We start from the raw sequence: 19,407 nt of genomic DNA on the forward strand, positions 1-19,407 counted from the left end.
TGGATCGGGACAAATGAACGGAAGCGGGTCACGGCCCGGGTTCTGGCAAAGCATCTTCGGACGGATGGGCGGAGCGCGGGCGCAGGGCAAGGATGCTTCGCCACAAGCGACACCGTCAATGGCGCGGCCCGTCCACGGCATGATCAACCTGCGTCGGATGCGGGTCGAGGACGTCGCCATCCCCAAGGCCGATATTGTCGCGGTCCCCAATACGATCTCCAAGGATGATCTGGTATCGGTGTTCCGCGACAGCGGAATGACCCGGTTGCCGGTCTACGACGGCACGCTGGACACGCCGGTTGGCATGGCCCACCTCAAGGATTTCGCGTTGGAGCATGGGTTCAACGGCACCGGCGAGCGGTTCAATCTGAAGCGTCTGCTGCGACCGCTGCTGTTTGTGCCGCCCTCGATGCCGATTGGCGTGCTGCTGACCAAGATGCAGACAGAGCGTCGGCACATGGCGTTGGTGATCGACGAATATGGCGGCGTTGACGGGCTGGTCACGATCGAGGATCTGATCGAACAGGTCATCGGTGAGATCGAGGATGAGCACGACACCGAAGAGGATCAGTACTGGACCCGCGAAAAGAGCGGTTGCTATCTGGTGCAGGCCAAGACGCCGCTGACCGACTTCGAGTCCGAACTGGGTCTGATGCTGACCGAACACGACACCATCGACGAGGAAGAGATCGATACGCTGGGGGGGCTGGTGTTTATGCTGGCCGGTCGGGTGCCCGCGCGTGGCGAAGTGGTGCCGCATCCCGTTGGGCTGGATTTTGAAGTGGTGGACGCCGATCCGCGCCGGATCAAGCGGCTGCGGGTGCGCCCCGCCGGTGCTGCGCGCCCCGAAAGCGCGACTGCTGCGGCAGCGGCCCCGGCTTCGACGCAATCGGCCGCGCCGTCCAAGGTCGATGCCGGCCATGCCTGACAGCCCGGCGGCTGATCGCCTGTCCGCGACCGGGGGGCGGTTGCCGGGTTGGGCGCGTCTGCCGATGGCGGTGGCCGTGGGGGTGATCATCGGGCTTGGGCAACCGCCGTACGACCTGTGGTATCTCGCCTTCCCCGGCTATGTCGCGGCGATCTGGCTGTTTCTTGTGACCGCACGCGGCACGCCGTCGGCGGGCACGGGCTGGGCCGTAGGGCTCGGCTATTTCGGCTTTTCCATGAGTTGGATCATTGAGCCGTTTCTGGTGGATGCCGCCACAACCGGCTGGATGGCTCCCTTTGCGCTGATCGGGTTGGCCGGAGGGCTGGCGCTGTTCTGGGGGCTGGCGTTCTGGTTTGCGGGTCGGGCGCGGTATCCGGCGCTGACGCTTGTGCTGACGTGGAGCGCGGTGGAGCTGGCGCGGGCCTATGTGTTCACCGGGTTTCCGTGGGCCTTGGTGTCGTATTTCTGGCTGCCGGTCCCGGTCATTCAGTGGGTGTCGGTGTTTGGGCCGCATGGGTTGACGGTGGCGACGTTGGCGGTGGCGGCGTTGCTGGCCAGCGCTCTGCGGCCCGGTCCCGCGCGTTTCAGGACCGCTGTGGCAGGCGTGGTTCTGTTTGGCCTTATGTTCGGTGGTGGCATGGTGTTGACACCGGGGGCGCAGGATCTGGACGGGCGTCCGGTGGTGCGGTTGGTGCAGCCCAACGCCGCGCAGCACGAAAAATGGGACCCGGACATGATCCCGGTCTTTATGGAGCGCAAGTTGCTCTACACCGCCACGGCACCGGAGCCGGGTAGGCTGTCACCTGATCTCATCATCTGGCCAGAGACCAGCGTGCCCAATCTGTTGCACCGGGCGGGGCCGGTGCTTGACCAGATCACGCAGGCGGCAGGAGACGCGCAGGTGGTGCTGGGTGTGCAGCGCGCCGATCAGGCCGGATACTACAATTCGATGCTGGTGCTTGCACCAGAGGGGGGAGTCAACGCGCTGTATGACAAGCACCATCTGGTGCCATTTGGCGAATACATGCCCGCGGCGGCGGTCTTTGCGCGCTGGAACATTGCCGGGCTCGCCGCCCGCGCCGAGGGGGGCTATAGCGGCGGGCCGGGGCCGCAGGTGGTCGATCTTGGGCCGCTGGGGGCCGCGCTGCCGCTGATCTGCTACGAGGCGGTGTTTCCGCAGGACGTCAACGGCGCGCCGCTGCGCCCCGACATGCTGATCCAGATCACCAATGATGCGTGGTTCGGCACATGGTCCGGTCCCTATCAGCATCTGGCGCAGGCCCGCATCCGCGCGATTGAGCAGGGGCTGCCCATGCTGCGCAGCGCCAACACCGGCGTGTCGGCGGTGATTGACGGGGCGGGGCGGGTGCTGGACGCGCTGCCGCTGGGTGTTGCGGGCTATCTGGACGCGCCATTGCCGCCGCCGTTGCGGCATACCCTGTACAGCCGATCCGGAGATCTGCCCGTCGGACTTGCGCTATTTTTCGCCATTGTATTGGTCTGGGGCGCAGCCCGGCGCATAGGTCGCACAGAATCCGATTGACGCTGTCTGTCGTGCCGCGTACCCGCGTTTGGATACTTATATCAAGCATCCCGTCACAACGGCTTCCTGGCGTGGCGGTGTCATCATTGGAGCATCCTTCATGTCGCGAAATAACTATATCTTCACCTCCGAGTCCGTCTCGGAAGGCCATCCGGACAAGGTTTGTGATCGGATTTCAGACGCTATTCTTGATGCCTTTCTGTCCGAAGATCCGCTGGCGCGGGTTGCTTGCGAAACATTTGCCACCACCAACCGCGTTGTCATCGGCGGTGAGGTCGGCCTGACTGATCAGGAAAAAATGCCCGGCTTTATGGCCAGCATCCCCGATATTGCGCGGGCCTGCATCAAGGACATCGGCTACGAGCAGGACAAGTTCCACCACGCCACCTGCGAGATCACCAACCTGCTGCACGAGCAGTCCGCGCATATCGCGCAGGGCGTCACCGGTGAGCAGGGCGATGAGGGTGCTGGCGACCAAGGTATCATGTTCGGCTACGCCACTAATGAGACCGACGCGCTGATGCCCGCGCCGATCCAGTACAGCCATGCAATCCTGCGCCGTCTGGCTGAAGTCCGCAAGGACGGCACCGAACCCACGTTGGGCCCGGACGCCAAATCGCAGCTGTCAGTGAAATACGAAGATGGCAAGCCGGTTGGCGTGACCTCTATCGTGTTGTCGACCCAGCACCTTGACGAGAGCATGACCAGCGCCGACGTGCGTGCCATGGTTGAGCCCTACATCCGTGAGACGCTGCCCGATGGCTGGATCACCGGCGACACCGAATGGTGGGTCAACCCCACCGGCAAGTTTGTCATCGGCGGACCCGACGGCGACGCAGGCCTGACCGGTCGCAAGATCATCGTCGACACCTACGGCGGCGCAGCCCCGCACGGCGGCGGCGCGTTCTCTGGCAAAGATCCGACCAAGGTTGACCGCTCAGCCGCCTATGTGGCGCGCTATCTGGCCAAGAACGTGGTGGCCGCAGGCATGGCGGATCGCTGCACCGTGCAGCTGTCCTACGCCATCGGCGTGGCCAAGCCGCTGTCGATCTATGTCGACACCCACCAGACCGGCAAGGTCGAAGCCCGCGACATCGAACTGGCGATCCCCAAGATCATCGACCTGACGCCGCGCGGCATCCGCACCCATCTGGAACTGAACAAGCCGATCTATCAGCGCACGGCGGCCTATGGCCACTTTGGCCGCGCGCCCGAAGCGGATGGCGGTTTCTCGTGGGAGCGGACCGATCTGGCCGAGGCGCTGAAAAAAGCGGTCTGAACCGGGTCCACGACGCTGTGACGTTGCATGAAAAAGGCTGGCGGGGCGTGATGCCCGGCCAGCCTTCTCTTTTTGGTAACTTGGTTTTTGCGAATATCTTGGAGCGACGCGCGCCTTAGTTTTGGTCGCCGTCCCCTTCGAGCACGATGCGCGGTTTGTGCATGTAGTCGACGCAGCACTCTTGTTCGCCCTCGTAGAACACTTCCCACCAAAAGCCGCTGGTTACGCAGAATTCAAACTCTTCGTCATCGTAGGTGCGCGACACGACCGGGTGGTTCGTGCCGGGACCACTGCGCACACTGGTGTAGCCGTCAGGGTCGTTGATCCAGGCGGTTTCCCATTCGGCGGCGACCTGCATCAGATTCTCAGTCGGGGTAATCCGGTCCATCGCGAGGCCATTGGCGTTGAAGCCTGCGACAATGTGCAGAAACAGTGGTGGTGCCTGCCGGCAGGACGGTCATTGCGATTTCGCATCGTTTTTCTGACGGAAAAGCAGGGCCTCTCGATCTCGGCCGTGCCATGTAACCAATTGGTTATATGAGGTTTATTCGAAAAATGCATCGGGTAAGGTGCAAAAATGAGGCTGACTTTGCTTTGTCCAGAACCCGATTTCCGGCTGTGCAACCACGAATGTCGGGGCCTGTCATTTCATGCGGCGGTAGCGTGTTCCGGTGCTGGTACGCCGCGTCGCACCGGGCCGGTGAACGGTGCGATTGCGCAATTGCTTGCCTCTTGCTATGGCGCGCGCCATGACCACGTCGAACAAACATCCCGATGCCCCTTGGCGGAACTTTTACGGCCGTATCCGGGGCAAGACCCTGCGGCCCAAGCAGGAAGAGTACCTGCAAGAGGATCTGGACAAGCTGTCGCCCGGCCCGGTCGACTGGGAAGAAAACCCGGATCGGACACCGCTGGACCTGCGCGGCGTGTTTGGCGATGCACCGGTCTGGCTGGAGATCGGATTTGGCGGTGGCGAACATCTGGTCCATCAGGCGGTTCAGAACCCCGGCGTCGGGTTGATCGGGGCAGAGCCCTTTATCAACGTGGTGGCGATGCTGCTGGGCAAGATCCGGGATGCGGGCGTGCAGAACTTGCGCGTCTATCCGGGCGATGTGCGCAACCTGTTTGACGTGCTGCCAGATCAGTCGGTGTCGAAGGCGTTTCTGCTGTACCCCGATCCGTGGCCCAAGAAGAAACACCACCGCCGCCGGTTTGTGACGGCGGAACATCTGGAACCGCTGCACCGGGTACTGAAACCGGGGGCGGAGTTTCGGGTGGCGACGGATATTCCGGACTATGTGCGTCAGACGCTGGTCGAAGTGCCCAAGGCGGGGTTCGAGTGGTTGGCGGAGCGTCCGGCAGATTGGCGCGACCCATGGGCCGATTGGCATTCCACCCGCTACGAACAGAAGGCGCTGCGTGCAGGTCGGGTGCCGCATTACCTGACGTTCCGGCGGACGTAGGCGGGCAGGCGGGCGTCATGCCAGAGGCCTGCTTGCAGAATTACCCCCCCCTCGGTCTGAGGCCTCACCCCCGAGATATTTCAGGACAGAAGAAGCCGGGGTTGTGTGCATGACCGTGATGGACCTCTGCGCGGGTGCTTGGTATCAGGCGGCGATGATTTTGCGAGGAGAGCGCTGATGTCTGCCCATGGCACCCCGATCCCGATGACTGCCCGCGCTGCTGGCCCGCTCAGGGGCGAGGCGCATGTGCCCGGCGACAAGTCGATTTCGCACCGGTCGCTGATCCTTGGCGCGATGGCGGTGGGAGAGACTAAGGTAACCGGCCTTCTGGAAGGGCAGGATGTGCTGGACACCGGGCGCGCGATGCAGGCCTTTGGTGCCGAGATCGAGAAGATCGGTGAAACCTGGCATGTGCATGGCGTGGGTGTTGGCGGCTTTGGCGAGCCGGGCAATGTGATCGACTGCGGCAATTCCGGCACCGGGGTGCGGCTGATCATGGGCGCGATGGCGACCTCTCCGATCACGGCGACGTTCACGGGCGACGCCAGTCTGAACAAACGGCCGATGGCGCGGGTGACCGATCCGCTGGCTCTGTTCGGCACGCGGTCTTATGGCCGGTCGGGCGGACGGTTGCCCATGACCATCGTCGGTGCGGCGGACCCGTTGCCGGTGCGCTATGAGGTGCCGGTCCCTTCGGCGCAGGTGAAATCCGCCGTCTTGCTGGCGGGGTTGAACGCGCCGGGTGAGACCGTGGTGATCGAGCGTGAGGCGACGCGCGACCATTCGGAGCGGATGCTGGCGGGCTTTGGCGCGATCATTTCCACCGAAGTCACCGATGAGGGCCGGGTGATAACCTTGCAAGGGCGGCCAGAGTTGAAACCGCAGACCATCGTCGTGCCGCGCGATCCGTCCTCTGCTGCGTTTCCGGTCTGTGCGGCGCTGATTGTCGAAGGCTCTGATGTGTTGGTGCCGAACATCGGGTTGAACCCGACGCGGGCCGGTCTGTTCTTTACCCTGCAAGAGATGGGGGCGGACCTGACGTTTGAAAATATGCGCGAAGAGGGGGGGGAACCTGTTGCCGATCTGCGCGCGCGATTTTCCCCCGATCTCAAGGGCATCGAGGTGCCCGCAGGGCGCGCGGCCAGCATGATCGACGAATACCCTGTTTTGTCCGTTGTCGCGGCCTTTGCAGAGGGACGCACCCACATGCCGGGGGTCAAGGAACTGCGGGTCAAGGAAAGCGACCGGATCGACGCCATGGCCACGGGCCTGCGCGCCGCTGGTGTCCACGTCGAAGAGGGCGAGGATTGGTGGACGGTTGAGGGACGCGGTCACCGGCGTGTGCCGGGGGGTGTCACCGTTGAAAGCCATCTGGACCACCGGATCGCCATGTCGTTCCTGGTGATGGGCATGGCCTCGACCAAGCCGATGTCCGTAGATGATGGCGGGCCGATTGCGACCAGTTTCCCGATCTTTGAGAACCTGATGGCCGCTCTTGGGGCCGAAGTCACGCGCGGATGAGCCGGAGGGTCTATCTGCTTTTGACGGTGGTTACGCTGTCGGTTTATTTCGTCATGGTGCTGTGGACCTTGCCGAAAATCGCGGCGGCAGCGGGTGGGTTGCTGCCCTTTGACCTGCGACCCTGGGGTTATACGCCCGAGGAGGCTGCGGCGTTGCTGAGCGCGTTGTCCGAGGCGGGCCGTACCTTATACTCCGACGTGCAGTTGCGACTGGATACAGTCTATCCGCCCCTGCTGGCGGTCTGGATCTGTGCGTCTGCGGCCCGACTATTTCCAAGGTCCGTGGTTTGGGCCATTGGATTGGTGGCCGTGGTCGGCATGGCGGCGGATCTGGCCGAGAACGCCGCCGTGGCGCGGTTGCTGGACGGTTTTGACGCGCAGACGGCGCAACGTGCGGCGCGCTGGACCTTGGTGAAGTCCGCTGCCACAACGGTTGCCTTGGCGGCGCTGTTGGCGGGCTTTGTCGCATGGCTCTGGCGAAAAGGCCGCGGGCGGACGACGGGCTGATCAGGTGGTGTTCGGCGATTGTTGTCGTGGGGCGACTGCGGTAGATCGGGCCAAAGGGAGCGAAACATGAGCTTTACCATCGCCATCGACGGGCCAGCGGCCAGCGGCAAGGGCACAATTGCGCGGCAGTTGGCCGAGCGATACGGGTTTGCTCATCTGGACACCGGCCTGCTGTACCGTGCGGTCGGGCGCAAGATGCTGGATGGAATCGATCCGATCGAGGCGGCGCAAGCGCTGGATGTCACTGGCCTTGACGCGCGTGAGTTGCGTGGACCTGATGTGGCGCAGGCGGCGTCCAAGGTGGCGGCGCTGCCCGCCGTACGCGCGGCACTGGTGGATGTACAACGCGCCTTTTCGCGGCGCTCCGGCGGCGCGGTACTGGACGGGCGTGACATAGGCACGGTGATCTGTCCCGAGGCAGAGGCCAAGCTGTTTGTCATTGCCAGCGCCGAGGTGCGGGCCGAACGACGCTGGCGCGAATTGGTGGCATCGGGGCATGAGGTGACGTTGCAAGAGGTGCTGGCCGATGTACTGGTGCGCGATGCCCGCGACATGAACCGGGCCGACGCGCCGCTGAAAGCGGCGGAGGACGCGACCACGCTGGACACCTCGAAAATGGCCATCGAGGACGCGGTGGCCGAGGCGATGGCGATTGTGGACGCGGCACGCAAGTCGGGGTGAGGCCGCGCCGGTTTTGGTTCTGGCGGTAGGTGTCTGTCAGGCAGGAGACCTGGGGCGGGACCGTTTGGAATGCGCGTCCTACCGACGTTTCAGGGTGTCTCCGTAGTCGATTTTTGGCGTCAGTTCGATAACGGACTCTGTCGGAGTATTGGGGTTTTCGACGCGTGCGGCGATAATCTGCGCCGCTTTGCGGCCGATCTCTGTCCGGCAGGCATCCATCGTGGCGAGATTGCGGGGCAATCCGTCCAGCAGTTCCACCCCGTTGAACCCGGCCAGTCCCACCTGCCCGGGGATGTCGATCCCAGCATCCAATAGGTGCATCAGACCACCGGCGGCAATCATGTCGTTGGAATAGTATAGGAAATCCAGCTCCGGTTCCCGTTCCAACATGGCGCGGGTCATTTCGCGCCCTTTGCGCAGCGCGGAGCCGCCGGAATAGAACTCTTGGTCAACGACCTCGATGCCGTCCTTGGCCAGCGCCTCTGTGAACCCTTCAAAGCGTTTGCGGGCGCGGTGGTCCAGCGGCATCTTGGTGCCCATGAAACCGATCCGCTGATACCCTTGTTTGAGGATCGCACGGGCCATTTCGCGACCGGCGCGGCGGTGGCTGATGCCCACGGCACAGTCGATCGGCTTGCCGTCGGTATCCATGATCTCGACGACCGGAATACCGGCGGCCTTGAGCATGGCGCGCGCCGCCTCACTGTGTTCCAGCCCGGCAATGATCACGCCCGACGGCCGCCACGACAGCATTTCGTATAGAACGCGCTCTTCCTTTTCCGGCATGTAATCGGTGACGCCGACGACCGGCTGCAATTCTGTTTCTTCCAGCACAGCGCTGATCCCCGAAAGCACCTCGGGGAAGACCATGTTGCGCAAGCTGGGAATGATGACGGCGACCAGATTGACCCGCTGGCTGGCCAACGCTCCGGCGATCTTGTTGGGCACATAGCCCAGCGTCTTGGCCGCCTCCAATACCTTTTCGCGTGTTGCCTGGCTCACGTCGCCTCGGTTGCGCAGCACGCGGGAGACGGTCATTTCCGAAACGCCGGATGCCTCGGATACATCGCGAAGGGTGAGCGGGCGGGTGTCGTCAGCGGCCAAGGGAATTTCCTTTTAGAGAGATAGCGATACGTTACTGCAATCGCGGCGGTGCGCAAGGGGCGCAGGGCGCACAGCGACGACGGTTTGGGTGGAACATGTGTCGCAGGAGACCTTTGTGCCGTGTCATCGCAGGGCTGCATCTGTAGCCAATCCAAGGGTGACAGCAGCGAAAGGAGCGGGTATCCACCAAATGCACGGCCTCGTGGCTCAACTGGATAGAGCAGCCCCCTCCTAAGGGGCAGGTTGCAGGTTCGAATCCTGCCGGGGTCACCAATTTCCGTCGATTAGTATCCGTGACGTTGAATGATGGTGGGATTTCAGTGTTCGAGGCAAGAGACCTCGGCTGGTTTTCATGCCGCCCCACCATGAGCCGACGCTACGTCTGTCCGTTTCCGGTCAAAGGCATGCGGCCCTACAGCGGCCAGACGACAAGGAGCATCGGAACAGCCACCGCAAGCACCAGTACCTCCAGCGGCAGGCCCATACGCCAGTAGTCTGAAAAGCGATATCCGCCCGGCCCCAGAATGATGGTGTTGTTCTTGTGTCCGATCGGCGTGAGGAATGCGCAGGACGCCGCCACGGCGACCCCCATCAGGTAGGTATCCGCGTTTGTTCCGGTCGCGGCGGCAATCGACAGCGCAATCGGCGCGGCGATCAGGGTTGTCGCAACATTGTTCAGGAAGTCCGACATCGTCATCGTGACAACCATCAGCACTGACAGCGTGACCCAGGCCGGAAAGCCCTGTGTCAGGCTGGTGATCTGGTTGGCCAAAAGCTCTGCGCCGCCGGTGCGCTCAAACGCTTCGGCGAGTGGAATAAGGCTGGCCAAGAGTACGATCACCTTCCACTCGATAGAGGTGTACACCTCTCGTCCGTTCACTAGCCCCAAAAGAACGTAGGCGATCACGGCGGCGCCCAAGGCAACGGTCAATGACATGAGGCCCGCAACAGCCAGACCGACTGCGGCGAAGAAGATGCCAATGGACAGCCCGGCCTTGGTTCGCTGGATGACCTCTGTTTGGCGACCCTCGATGGGCAGGACACCCAGCCAATCGGTTGCCGCCGAGAGCCGCTGTGGCGTGCCCAGCAGCAACAGGACATCGCCCGCCCGGATCGTCAGCAGTCGAACACGGTCGCGAAACCGCTGCCCTCCGCGAGAGATCCCAAGAAGCGTTACCGAATGGCGGTTGAGCAATTGCAGGCCGCGCGCTGTTCTGCCGTCGATGCGCGCGCCATCGGGAACGATGGCTTCGGCCAGCGCCAGACCGGGGGCTGTGACGCCGCCTTCGTGCTTTTCGGAGCCGGCAAATTCAAGCCCGGATTTCCCGGTAAAAGACTCGATTGCCTTGGGGTCCCCTTCGACAACAAGGAAATCCCCCGCACGCAATGTTTCATGCATGCTCAGCCCCGGACGCCGCTTGCCATTGCGAATAAGACCCAGCAGGTGGACGTCCGCAGCGTCCGCATTGGGGTACAGATCCCGGAGGATGATGTCTTCGGTCGAGGATTGCTCACCCACCCGGAGTTCAGCCACATAGCGGCCTTGGCGGATGTCTTTTTCAAACTCTGCAATTGACCCGTGTGATGGCAGCAGGCGCCAGCCGATGACGGACACAAAGGTGATCCCGACAATGGCAACTGCCAGACCGACAGGGGCAAAGTCGAACATCGCAAAGGGCGCGCCAACGGTGTCGTGTCGATAGGCGGAAATCACGATGTTCGGCGGTGTTCCGATCAGCGTGATCATCCCGCCGAGAATCGTGGCAAAGGACAGAGGCATCAGGCTTTGGCTTGGCGGGCGCTTTGCCTTGTTCGCCGCCTCGATGTCCAACGGCATCAGAAGGGCCAGCGCGGCAACATTGTTGATGATTGCGGACAGGCCCGCGCCCATCGCGGCGATGATGGCGATATGCAGGGGCAGGGGCCGTTCGGGATCGACAAGTTTCGATGCAACCAATTCCACCGCGCCGGATGAGGACAGGCCGCGGCTGACAATCAGGACAAGCGCAATGATCGCAACAGCCGAATGGCCAAAGCCCGAAAACACCTCTTCGGTCGGGATCAGCCCAAGCGATGCGGCGACGATCAGAGCGCCGAATGCCACAAGGTCATAGCGAAACTTGCCCCAGACAAGCAGCACGACGACGGATACGAGAAGGATGAAAATCTGGGTCTGATCACTGGGCATGAGGCTGAACCTAGCACAAAGAAATGGGCGTCGGCATCAAGTGTCACGCGAAGATCAGGAATGTCCATGTCCCAAAATACAAGCGCGCGGTTTCAGGCATCGCCGCACGGCCGCGGCTGCCGGTCTGGCCCGATCCACCGTGATCAAGGTCTGTCCTGTCTGGTTAACTGACGGGGACGGGTCCGAAGGCGGTCTTGAATTGAGGTCAAAAGCGGGTCAAATGAGACACCCGATCACGTCACTTGGACCTGCAACGGCATTGAGCCGGGACGATGTGATTTGTTCGGGGCCGCGCTACGCCATTGGATTTTGGTCAACCCCTACAGAAAGTGCGCCTGCCTTGGATGACAAAGCCCTTACACTCCGCGAGACCTTGCTGAACGCCTGCCGTAGCGATGGTCTGGACCCTGACCTTCTTCCACTGCTCGAAGACATCGCCACCTCCTGCCGGGTGGTATCGCATCTGGTGCAAAGCGGGGCATTCACGGGCAGCCTTGGCGCGGCGGGATCGACAAATGTGCAGGGCGAGGCGCAGCAACAACTGGACGTTCTGGCGAACGATGTCTTTGTGCGTCACTGCTCCAGCAGCGACCGCGTCGCGGCATTGGTGTCCGAAGAGGTTGAAGAGGTCTACTGGCTCAAGGACAATCCGGGGCCGGGCGATTACATCGTCTATTTCGATCCGCTCGACGGGTCGTCAAACCTTGCGATCAACATGTGTGTGGGATCGATCTTTTCGGTGGTGCGTCTGGATCGTGAGATCGACGCCAGCGACGACAGGTCGGTGCTGCTGCCGGGTTCGAGCCAGATTTGCGCCGGCTATTCGGTCTACGGCCCGTCGACGTCCTTTGTCCTGACCACCGGAAACGGGGTGACGGGGTTCACCCACCAGCCGGGCACCGGCGAATTCCGGGTGACGCACCCGGACATGAAGATCGGCGATACCGCCAGCGAATTTGCGGTTAACGCGTCGCGGTACGCAATGTGGGACGCACCGCTGCGGCGCTATTTCGACGAATGCCTAGCAGGACAAAGCGGGCCGCGCGGTCAGCGCTACAACATGCGCTGGGTCGCCTCGATGGTGTCCGAAGTGCACCGAATTCTGACCCGAGGCGGGGTGTTCATCTATCCCTGTGACGAGGGCAATCGGGAACAGGGTGGTAAGTTGCGCCTGATGTATGAGGCCAATCCGATGAGTTTCATCATCGAACAGGCGGGTGGCCGCGCGTCTACCGGGTTGGAACGTATTCTGGACGTTGTGCCCACCTCACACCATCAACGGGTTGCGGTTTTTCTGGGGTCGAAATCCGAGGTTGATGTGCTGGAGCAGTATCACCGCGAGGCGCAGCAGGGCTGACGCCGGGGCCTGTGGTGGCGGAGGCCGCCACCACAGGGGGCTAGATGTCAGGCCGCCATGCGCTCTGCAATCAGCGCGATCAGCGTGTTGTGATCCTTGTCGAAATTGCGAATGCCTTCGGCCAGCTTTTCGGTCGCCATGGCATCGGCGTTCATGTCCCAGCGGAACTGCGCCTCATCCATCTTGATCGCGGCCACGCCGGTGGCACCTTCGGGTGACAAGACGCGGGGCAGGTCCGATGTATCGGCCTCAAGGGCATCCAGCAGCTTGGGCGCGATGGTCAGGTTGTCGCATCCCGCCAGCGCCTTGATCTGGTCGGTGTTGCGAAAGGATGCGCCCATGACAACGGTCTTGATGCCGTTGGATTTGTAGTAGTCATAGATGCCGCGCACGGATTTGACGCCGGGATCTTCGTCCGGGGCATAGCTGTCACGCCCTTCGGCCTTTTTGTACCAATCGGTGATCCGGCCCACAAAAGGCGAAATCAGAAAGGCACCGGCGTCGGCACAGGCGACGGCCTGCGCCATCGAGAACAGCAGCGTCAGGTTGCAGTCGATGCCTTCGTCCTGAAGGATCTCGGCGGCGCGGATGCCTTCCCATGTCGAGGCCAGCTTGATCAGGATGCGGTCCTTATCGACGCCGCGGGCGGCATAGTCCGCGACGATGTTACGCGCGCGCGCCACCGACGCCTGAGTGTCAAAGGACATGCGGGCATCGACCTCTGTCGAGACGCGTCCCGGCACCAGTTCGGTCAGTTTTGCGCCAATCGCAACCGTCAGCGTGTCGGCCACGGCCTTGGCGTCCAGCCCCTTGGCGCGCCCGGCAGCAATCTCGGCCGAGACCAGCGCCTCGGAGGCGGGATCTTTCATTGCCGCCAGCACCAGCGACGGGTTGGTCGTGCAGTCCACGGGTTGATATGTCTTGACCGCCGCGACCTCGCCGGTGTCGGCGACCACGGTGGTCATCTCGCGCAGTTGATCCAATACGGTTGTCATGGTGTCTTGCCCCTTGCTGACATCGCCGCACTTTGGCGCCGGCGATGTTAGCGCCCTAATTGATACGGGATATAGGGTAAAGCGCGTTGCAGGGACCGGCAAGCATCCGTGACCGGCGTCAGAGGATCTGGCTTAGAAATTCCTTGGTGCGCGGATCCTTGGCATTGTCAAAGAAGGTCGTCGGCGGACCGTGTTCGACAATCACACCCTTGTCGGTGAAATAGATGTGATCGGCCACCTCACGCGCAAATCCCATTTCGTGGGTCACAAGGATACAGGTCATCCCTTCGGCGGCCAGATCCTTGATCGTGACCAGAACCTCTTTCACCGTCTCGGGGTCCAGCGCCGCGGTGACCTCATCAAACAGCATGACATCGGGATTCATCGCCAGCGACCGCGCGATGGCGACACGCTGTTGCTGTCCACCGGACAGTTCTCCCGGATAGCTGTCTTCTTTGCCCTCCAGCCGGACCTTTTTCAGCAAGGATCGGGCGCGTTCGGCCACTTTGGCCTTGTCCTCTTTCAACACTTTGACGGGGGCCATCATGATATTTTCCAGCGCGGTCTTGTGCGGAAACAGATTGTACTGCTGAAACACCATGCCGACCTTTCTGCGCAGGGCCAGTTTGTCCAGCTTGTGGTCGTGCACCTCCTGCCCCTCAACAGTGATCGACCCACCCTGAATGTCGTTCAACGCGTTGATACATCTGATGAGTGTGGATTTTCCGGACCCGGAAGGGCCGATGATGCAGATCACCTCGCCCTTCATGATGTCCATGGAAATGCCCTTGAGAACCTTCAGGGTGCCAAAGCTTTTTTCGACGTCGCGAATGGAAACAATGGGTTGGTCGGGTGTCCAGGTCATGTTCGGCCTCACTCAGAGTTTCACGGCAAACCTGCGTTCCAGACGGACCGTCAGACGGGCGATCGGATAGCAGTATGCAAAAAAGATCAGCAGCACGAACCCGTAGAACGGGATCAGCAGTTCGGGGCGGTTGTTTTCGGCCTCGATGGCCTGGCGGGTCAGGTTCAGAATTTCCTCAACCCCCAGGATCGAGACAATGGGCGTGGCCATGGTCAGGATCGCGTACCAGTTCATCCAAGGCGGGATCATGCGTTTGATGCACTGCGGCAGGATGATCTGGTACAGGGTCTGACGGCGGGTGAATGCCAGACTTTCGGACGCTTCCCATTGCGCCGACGGCACAGACCCGATAGCCCCGCGCACGATTTCCGAGATGTTGGCCATGACCGGCAGGGCCAGACCTATGACCGCCTTGCTCCAGTCCGGGACCGGGATGGTCAGGCCAAAAACCTCTATCCGGAACGGAAAGCTGAGCATCACGATAAACAGCAGAACCAGCCAGGGCGAATTGCGAAAGATCTGGGTGATCCAGTACGACGCCGACCGGATCACCCTGTTCGGGTTGACCTGACCAATTCCCAGTATGACCCCAAGGACGGTGCCCAGCAGCATCGTGAAAACTGAAATCAGCACGGTGTAGACAAATCCCTTGGTCACAAGGAACGGAATCCAGCGCAAGAGGACGGTGAAAGGGCTGTCCTTGGTCGTCGCGCCGTCCTGAGCCAGCGCAAGCGACGGCAACAGCATGGCCACAAGCACCAGCACAAAAGGTGCCCAAGGCGGGATCGACGCCAGCCAATGGCTGAAATTCATTACGCCTGCATGATGGCTTGGGGCAGGGGGCGGCAACAGGACGGGCAGATCGGTGGTCGCGGCAGTGGAAATCCCGGGGATATGGCGTTTCATGGCATCACACTCCATATCCGGGGATGCGCATGGACCGCTCCCATGAGTTCATGCCCAGAACCAGAACACCGACCAGCGAAAGATAGGCCACGAACAGGACCAGCATCATCGGGTTCTGCGCGGACGGAAAGTCGTTCCAGATCGTGACGGATTCATACAGCAATTCGGGCACCGCGATGACAAAGGCCTGCGTGGTCGTCTTGACCAGATTGACCAGATTGTTGTTCAGCGCGGGGATCGACACCCGCAGCGCCAGCGGCAGCACGATATAGCCAAAGGTCTGCATCCGGGTGAACCCCAGTGCCTCGCTGGCTTCCTGCGTCGAATCCGGTACCGCCTCGACACCGGCGCGAAAGATCTCGACGTTGAAGGCACCGGCAAAGAACGACAGCGAAATGATCGCCCAGCCGACGTTTGAGATGATTGGGATCTCCAGCCAGCCATCCGGGCTGTAGGTGGGGGTGAAACTGCCCAGTGCGAAATAAAAGAACAGCAGCTGCACAAAGGGCGGCGTGTTCCGAAAGAACTGGATATAGCCGTTGACGATGCCGCGCACGATCCGGCTGTTGGAGCCTTGCATCGCGGCCCCGACGATCCCGATGATCACGCTGAAGATCACGCAGACAACCGACAGTTTTATCGTCATCCACAATCCGCTGATGACCTGTCCCCATTGGCGTTCTTCATAGAAGAAGACAAAGTTCCATGTCGGATGGTCGGCAGCAAGTGCGCGGAAAAAGTCTTGGAACGCGTCCAGCATGGAGGCCCCTCCTGATTGTGTGCCTGCCCCGGCGGACCGAGGCAGGCGAAAGCGCGTGGATCAGGATCAGTCGGACAGCCAGTCCTTGAACCGCTCATGCTGGCTGGCGGTGTATGCCGTGGATTGAATGCCCCACTTCTTCTCAAGTTCGACCAGCGTGCCGTCCTTGTGCCAGTTGTACTGCATGCCGGACATGAAACGGCCAAAGACGCAGTTCTCTTCTGCTTTCGGCACGGCCAGGGCCCAGGGGTTGTCATCCTCTGTGGGCATCGGCATCGCGTAGTCTTCCCAATCACCCGACGCGAGGTCGGCCATGATGGAACTGTCGTCATAGACAAAGCCCACGCATTTCTTGTCGCGCAGGGCCTGTTTGGCTTCGGCATTGCCGATAAAGGCGACGACCTCTGCCCCATAACGCTCTTCAACCGCCTGATTGTAGAACGCGCCCTGTTTGCCACAGACCGGACGACCGCGCAGCTCTTCCCATTCGGTAAAGTTCAACGCCTTGGGGGCCAGCAGGTTGGTACCAGAGGTGTAGTAGTTCGGGCCGACGATGCCGACGATTTCGCGGCGGTCCGCGCGGTCCGACATGGTCGCAATCATCAGGTCGATCTTGCCTTGCTCGAGGAACTGCATCCGGTTGGACGACTGTACTGCGACCAGCTCGAGGTCGACGCCCATCTTGGCGGCCACGTCCTTGGCCATGTCGATTTCCATGCCGATCAGTTCGCCATCGGTGTTACGATAACCCCAAGGTTTGTAGTCCGCTTTGACGCCCACGGTCAGCGTGCCTGACGACATGATGCGGTTCCAAGCGTCGTTGGTGCATTCCTGCGCCGAAGCGGTAATGCCGGTCAGGCCAGTTGCCAGTGCCGTAGTCGCTGCAAGTAGTTTTTTCATGTAGTCCTCCATGTTGGTGTCTTTCGCCCCATTCATTGGCAGAGCGAAGGTTTGCGCCGGGTGTTCCCCCGACCGGGCTTCGATTATCCCGTCACGTCCGGCTTAGGACACGGCGGGCTCGAATTTGCTTATTTTTTGCGTTGTATCGCGGATTTTTTGCGCTTCCCAAGTGGTATGCCACAAAATTCGGCAGCGCGGTGGCCATCTTTTAGCGTCAACATAGGACATGTGCTTTCCGGGCACTTGCTCTGCAGCTCGTTGAAAAACGGATCCGTCGAAAAATCCAGTTCCCTCCTGCCCGACGTCGTGACCTTTGAGTGGGTCTGAAAAGTGAGACGAAAAGCGCCGGGTGTTCAAGGCAGTTTTTTTGTGGAATGCGCGCATCCCATGGGCGGGGCGGCCTGAACTTTCCACCGCAGCGGCCATGGGAGTCTTAACGCATAGGTTGCGCGGTTGGCCACGACAGTGTTCCCGTTTGCCGCGCTGGGCCAGACCGCCACGAGCGCGGCTCTGCGCGGTGCCACATGACACGCTCTGCGTGTGATAGTGCTTTACAGAACGATATTCCCAGCCGTACGCTGCCAGCAGATATTTGTAGAAGCAGGGGATATTCACATGCCGGCATACCCGTTTATTGCCCAAGTCATTCCTTTCGCAGGGAATTTCGCGCCGCGCGGCTGGGCATTTTGCGATGGTCAGCTCTTGCCGATCAGCCAGAACACGGCGTTGTTCTCTTTGGTTGGCACGATCTACGGTGGCGATGGCCGCACCACGATGGGCTTGCCGGACCTGCGTGGACGCGCCGCTATTCATCCGGGGCGCGGCCCGGGCCTGACGGCCTATCAGCTAGGCGAAAAGGGCGGACAGGAAGTTGTGACGCTGAACACGCTCGAGATCCCGCAGCACAACCATAGCGTCAACGCAGTAGCGGAATCGCGGGCCGGGAACCTGACCGATCCCGGCGGCAACATGCTGGCGTCGGGATCCACTATCTATCGCAGCAACACGCCAGCAGACGATGTGGATATGGACCCTGCGATGATCCGGCAGAACACCGTCGGGGCCAATCTGGCACATGAAAACAGGCCGCCCTTTCTGGCGTTGAACTACATTATCGCATTGGTCGGCACCTATCCGTCGCGCAGCTAGGTCTGTCCTGACCAACATCCGCGCGACCGGGGCCTCTGGCCCGTCGATCCAAAAGAGCCATTCCAGACACAGAAAGTTCCACCATGTCCGAGCCATTCCTTGCCGAAATCTCGATGTTCGGAGGCAATTTTGCCCCCCGCGGATGGGCCTTTTGCGATGGTCAGATCCTGCCGATCAAACAGAACCAATCGCTGTATTCCCTGCTGGGGACGACCTACGGCGGAGACGGGCGTACATCGTTCGCGCTGCCCGATCTGCGCGGGCGCATCCCGGTGCATTCCGGAAACGGCTCGGTCGGGCCCGGCCTGTCACCCTACGTGCTTGGGCAAAAGGGGGGCGCGGAGACGGTGACGTTGAACGTGAGTGAGATCCCGTCGCACAATCACGGCGTCGCGATGCGCGCGGAATCTCGCGCGGGCAGCGTGGCGGATCCGGCAGGCAACATGCTGGCATCCGGGTCTTCGATCTTTCGCACCAATTCACCCGCGGATGATGTCGACATGGATGCGGCGATGATCCAGCAGTTCAATGTTGGTGGCGGCCAATCGCACTACAACATGCCGCCCTTCCTGGCGGTGAATTACATCATCGCCCTTCAGGGCCAGTTTCCGTCGCGCAACTGACGGAACGCGGGAGGCCGGTGGCGGCACGGCAGGATCGCCGGTCAGCCCGCTTCCCGCAGGATCGCACATATATAAAAAGGGAATTGCAAGATGTCTGAACCGTATGTCGCCCAAATCACGATGTTCGCGGGCAACTTTGCGCCACGCGGCTGGGCCTTTTGTGACGGTCAATTGCTGGCGGTCGCGCAGAACGATGCACTGTTCTCGTTGCTGGGAACGATCTATGGCGGGGACGGGCGCACCACGTTTGGCTTGCCGGATCTGCGCGGACGCGCGGCCATGCACGCCGGCAACGGACCCGGCCTGTCGACTTATCGTCTTGGAGCGAAGGGGGGGCAAGAGCGGGTGACGCTGACCACGAACGAGATGCCCTCGCACAACCACGGCGTTACCATGCGCGCGGAATCGCGAGGCGGCAACCTGACCGATCCGGGCGGCAACATGCTGGCATCCGGGTCGTCGATCTTTCGCACAAATACACCCGCGGATGACGTTCGGATGGATGCCGCGATGATCCGGCAGAATAATGTCGGCGGAAGCCAGTCACACAACAACCTGCCGCCCTTTCAGGCCGTAAACTACATCATCGCCTTGGTTGGCATTTATCCGTCGCGTTCATGATGCAACCCAAAAAACAAA

The 19,407-nt window shown here is 61.5% G+C and carries 19 protein-coding genes, 1 tRNA gene and 1 riboswitch; of the genes, 12 read left to right on the forward strand and 8 right to left on the reverse strand.

Annotated elements, in window-relative coordinates; translation table 11 throughout:
- Positions 1-118: 118 nt before the first annotated feature.
- From ANTHELSMS3_RS09265 to metK, 3 genes are all read left to right on the forward strand, one after another.
- A complete protein-coding gene (locus ANTHELSMS3_RS09265; protein WP_439098672.1) occupies positions 119-928 on the forward strand; it encodes a hemolysin family protein in 810 nt (269 codons plus the stop codon).
- A complete protein-coding gene (gene lnt / locus ANTHELSMS3_RS09270) occupies positions 921-2,471 on the forward strand; it encodes an apolipoprotein N-acyltransferase (RefSeq protein ID WP_094037028.1) in 1,551 nt (516 codons plus the stop codon). Before ANTHELSMS3_RS09265 ends, lnt begins: the two co-directional genes overlap by 8 nt.
- A 47-nt stretch (positions 2,472-2,518) precedes the next feature.
- A riboswitch (SAM-SAH riboswitch) is annotated at positions 2,519-2,565 on the forward strand.
- A 6-nt stretch (positions 2,566-2,571) separates the two neighbouring features.
- Entirely contained in the window at positions 2,572-3,750 is a 1,179-nt protein-coding gene (gene metK / locus ANTHELSMS3_RS09275) for a methionine adenosyltransferase (RefSeq protein WP_094034618.1), read from the forward strand.
- A 115-nt stretch (positions 3,751-3,865) separates the two neighbouring features.
- Here metK and ANTHELSMS3_RS09280 read toward each other — a convergent pair whose 3' ends face one another.
- Positions 3,866-4,138, reverse strand: coding sequence for an SH3 domain-containing protein (locus ANTHELSMS3_RS09280; protein ID WP_094034619.1), 273 nt, complete (start codon positions 4,136-4,138; stop codon positions 3,866-3,868).
- Positions 4,139-4,499: 361 nt separating this feature from the next.
- On the opposite strand from ANTHELSMS3_RS09280, the gene trmB reads away from it, so the two are divergent.
- The 4 genes from trmB (at position 4,500) to ANTHELSMS3_RS09300 (ending at position 7,921) form a co-directional block, all read left to right on the forward strand.
- Entirely contained in the window at positions 4,500-5,213 is a 714-nt protein-coding gene (gene trmB / locus ANTHELSMS3_RS09285; protein WP_094037029.1) for a tRNA (guanine(46)-N(7))-methyltransferase TrmB, read from the forward strand.
- Positions 5,214-5,390: 177 nt separating this feature from the next.
- Positions 5,391-6,734 (forward strand): 3-phosphoshikimate 1-carboxyvinyltransferase, encoded by a 1,344-nt coding sequence (gene aroA, locus ANTHELSMS3_RS09290; protein ID WP_094034620.1) that lies wholly within the window; start codon positions 5,391-5,393, stop codon positions 6,732-6,734.
- A complete protein-coding gene (locus tag ANTHELSMS3_RS09295) occupies positions 6,731-7,240 on the forward strand; it encodes a hypothetical protein (RefSeq protein WP_094034621.1) in 510 nt (169 codons plus the stop codon). The genes aroA and ANTHELSMS3_RS09295 overlap by 4 nt, the downstream gene beginning before the upstream one ends.
- Positions 7,241-7,306: 66 nt before the next feature.
- Positions 7,307-7,921, forward strand: a complete 615-nt coding sequence (locus ANTHELSMS3_RS09300) for a (d)CMP kinase (protein ID WP_094034622.1) — start codon at positions 7,307-7,309, stop codon at positions 7,919-7,921.
- Between the two features lie 78 nt (positions 7,922-7,999).
- Here the strand turns inward: ANTHELSMS3_RS09300 and ANTHELSMS3_RS09305 are convergent, their stop codons facing one another.
- On the reverse strand, positions 8,000-8,959 hold the full coding sequence (locus ANTHELSMS3_RS09305) for a LacI family DNA-binding transcriptional regulator (RefSeq protein WP_302630586.1): 960 nt from the start codon (positions 8,957-8,959) through the stop codon (positions 8,000-8,002).
- Between the two features lie 262 nt (positions 8,960-9,221).
- Here ANTHELSMS3_RS09305 and ANTHELSMS3_RS09310 point away from each other — a divergent pair.
- Positions 9,222-9,298: transfer RNA gene (locus tag ANTHELSMS3_RS09310), tRNA-Arg, on the forward strand.
- A 139-nt stretch (positions 9,299-9,437) separates the two neighbouring features.
- Here the strand turns inward: ANTHELSMS3_RS09310 and ANTHELSMS3_RS09315 are convergent.
- Positions 9,438-11,213: an SLC13 family permease gene (locus ANTHELSMS3_RS09315; protein WP_094034624.1), complete on the reverse strand. Its 1,776-nt coding sequence runs from the start codon at positions 11,211-11,213 to the stop codon at positions 9,438-9,440.
- Positions 11,214-11,553: 340 nt separating this feature from the next.
- Between ANTHELSMS3_RS09315 and ANTHELSMS3_RS09320 the strand changes: the two genes are divergently transcribed.
- On the forward strand, positions 11,554-12,570 hold the full coding sequence (locus tag ANTHELSMS3_RS09320; protein WP_254694892.1) for a class 1 fructose-bisphosphatase: 1,017 nt from the start codon (positions 11,554-11,556) through the stop codon (positions 12,568-12,570).
- Between the two features lie 47 nt (positions 12,571-12,617).
- Here the strand turns inward: ANTHELSMS3_RS09320 and tal are convergent, their stop codons facing one another.
- The 5 genes from tal to ANTHELSMS3_RS09345 all read right to left on the reverse strand — a co-directional run bounded on the left by tal (position 12,618) and on the right by ANTHELSMS3_RS09345 (position 16,996).
- Entirely contained in the window at positions 12,618-13,565 is a 948-nt protein-coding gene (gene tal, locus ANTHELSMS3_RS09325) for a transaldolase (RefSeq protein WP_094034626.1), read from the reverse strand.
- Positions 13,566-13,683: 118 nt separating this feature from the next.
- Positions 13,684-14,430, reverse strand: coding sequence for an amino acid ABC transporter ATP-binding protein (locus ANTHELSMS3_RS09330; RefSeq protein WP_094034627.1), 747 nt, complete (start codon positions 14,428-14,430; stop codon positions 13,684-13,686).
- 12 nt (positions 14,431-14,442) lie between these two features.
- Positions 14,443-15,336: an amino acid ABC transporter permease gene (locus tag ANTHELSMS3_RS09335; RefSeq protein ID WP_094037030.1), complete on the reverse strand. Its 894-nt coding sequence runs from the start codon at positions 15,334-15,336 to the stop codon at positions 14,443-14,445.
- Positions 15,337-15,340: 4 nt separating this feature from the next.
- Positions 15,341-16,096 (reverse strand): amino acid ABC transporter permease, encoded by a 756-nt coding sequence (locus tag ANTHELSMS3_RS09340; RefSeq protein WP_094034628.1) that lies wholly within the window; start codon positions 16,094-16,096, stop codon positions 15,341-15,343.
- Between the two features lie 66 nt (positions 16,097-16,162).
- Positions 16,163-16,996 (reverse strand): transporter substrate-binding domain-containing protein, encoded by an 834-nt coding sequence (locus ANTHELSMS3_RS09345; protein ID WP_094037031.1) that lies wholly within the window; start codon positions 16,994-16,996, stop codon positions 16,163-16,165.
- Between the two features lie 615 nt (positions 16,997-17,611).
- Between ANTHELSMS3_RS09345 and ANTHELSMS3_RS09350 the strand changes: the two genes are divergently transcribed.
- The 3 genes from ANTHELSMS3_RS09350 to ANTHELSMS3_RS09360 all read left to right on the forward strand — a co-directional run bounded on the left by ANTHELSMS3_RS09350 (position 17,612) and on the right by ANTHELSMS3_RS09360 (position 19,389).
- A complete protein-coding gene (locus tag ANTHELSMS3_RS09350) occupies positions 17,612-18,145 on the forward strand; it encodes a phage tail protein (RefSeq protein ID WP_094034629.1) in 534 nt (177 codons plus the stop codon).
- A gap of 83 nt (positions 18,146-18,228) precedes the next feature.
- Positions 18,229-18,768 carry a phage tail protein gene (locus tag ANTHELSMS3_RS09355; protein ID WP_094034630.1) on the forward strand — a complete coding sequence of 180 codons (540 nt, stop codon included), beginning with the start codon at positions 18,229-18,231 and terminating at the stop codon, positions 18,766-18,768.
- Positions 18,769-18,858: 90 nt separating this feature from the next.
- A complete protein-coding gene (locus ANTHELSMS3_RS09360) occupies positions 18,859-19,389 on the forward strand; it encodes a phage tail protein (RefSeq protein ID WP_094034631.1) in 531 nt (176 codons plus the stop codon).
- Positions 19,390-19,407: the final 18 nt, after the last annotated feature.

It is taken from the genome of Antarctobacter heliothermus (genome assembly GCF_002237555.1).
Taxonomy (GTDB): domain Bacteria; phylum Pseudomonadota; class Alphaproteobacteria; order Rhodobacterales; family Rhodobacteraceae; genus Antarctobacter; species Antarctobacter heliothermus_B.

Bases quoted from the DNA above. Each gene is read 5' to 3' on its own strand.
- ANTHELSMS3_RS09265 (WP_439098672.1), top strand. From the start codon at position 119: ATGGCGCGGCCCGTCCACGGCATGATCAACCTGCGTCGGATGCGGGTC.
- lnt (WP_094037028.1), top strand. From the start codon at position 921: ATGCCTGACAGCCCGGCGGCTGATCGCCTGTCCGCGACCGGGGGGCGG.
- metK (WP_094034618.1), top strand. From the start codon at position 2,572: ATGTCGCGAAATAACTATATCTTCACCTCCGAGTCCGTCTCGGAAGGC.
- ANTHELSMS3_RS09280 (WP_094034619.1), bottom strand. From the start codon at position 4,138: ATGGACCGGATTACCCCGACTGAGAATCTGATGCAGGTCGCCGCCGAA.
- trmB (WP_094037029.1), top strand. From the start codon at position 4,500: ATGACCACGTCGAACAAACATCCCGATGCCCCTTGGCGGAACTTTTAC.
- aroA (WP_094034620.1), top strand. From the start codon at position 5,391: ATGTCTGCCCATGGCACCCCGATCCCGATGACTGCCCGCGCTGCTGGC.
- ANTHELSMS3_RS09295 (WP_094034621.1), top strand. From the start codon at position 6,731: ATGAGCCGGAGGGTCTATCTGCTTTTGACGGTGGTTACGCTGTCGGTT.
- ANTHELSMS3_RS09300 (WP_094034622.1), top strand. From the start codon at position 7,307: ATGAGCTTTACCATCGCCATCGACGGGCCAGCGGCCAGCGGCAAGGGC.
- ANTHELSMS3_RS09305 (WP_302630586.1), bottom strand. From the start codon at position 8,959: ATGACCGTCTCCCGCGTGCTGCGCAACCGAGGCGACGTGAGCCAGGCA.
- ANTHELSMS3_RS09315 (WP_094034624.1), bottom strand. From the start codon at position 11,213: ATGCCCAGTGATCAGACCCAGATTTTCATCCTTCTCGTATCCGTCGTC.
- tal (WP_094034626.1), bottom strand. From the start codon at position 13,565: ATGACAACCGTATTGGATCAACTGCGCGAGATGACCACCGTGGTCGCC.
- ANTHELSMS3_RS09330 (WP_094034627.1), bottom strand. From the start codon at position 14,430: ATGACCTGGACACCCGACCAACCCATTGTTTCCATTCGCGACGTCGAA.
- ANTHELSMS3_RS09335 (WP_094037030.1), bottom strand. From the start codon at position 15,336: ATGAAACGCCATATCCCCGGGATTTCCACTGCCGCGACCACCGATCTG.
- ANTHELSMS3_RS09340 (WP_094034628.1), bottom strand. From the start codon at position 16,096: ATGCTGGACGCGTTCCAAGACTTTTTCCGCGCACTTGCTGCCGACCAT.
- ANTHELSMS3_RS09345 (WP_094037031.1), bottom strand. From the start codon at position 16,996: ATGAAAAAACTACTTGCAGCGACTACGGCACTGGCAACTGGCCTGACC.
- ANTHELSMS3_RS09350 (WP_094034629.1), top strand. From the start codon at position 17,612: ATGCCGGCATACCCGTTTATTGCCCAAGTCATTCCTTTCGCAGGGAAT.
- ANTHELSMS3_RS09355 (WP_094034630.1), top strand. From the start codon at position 18,229: ATGTCCGAGCCATTCCTTGCCGAAATCTCGATGTTCGGAGGCAATTTT.
- ANTHELSMS3_RS09360 (WP_094034631.1), top strand. From the start codon at position 18,859: ATGTCTGAACCGTATGTCGCCCAAATCACGATGTTCGCGGGCAACTTT.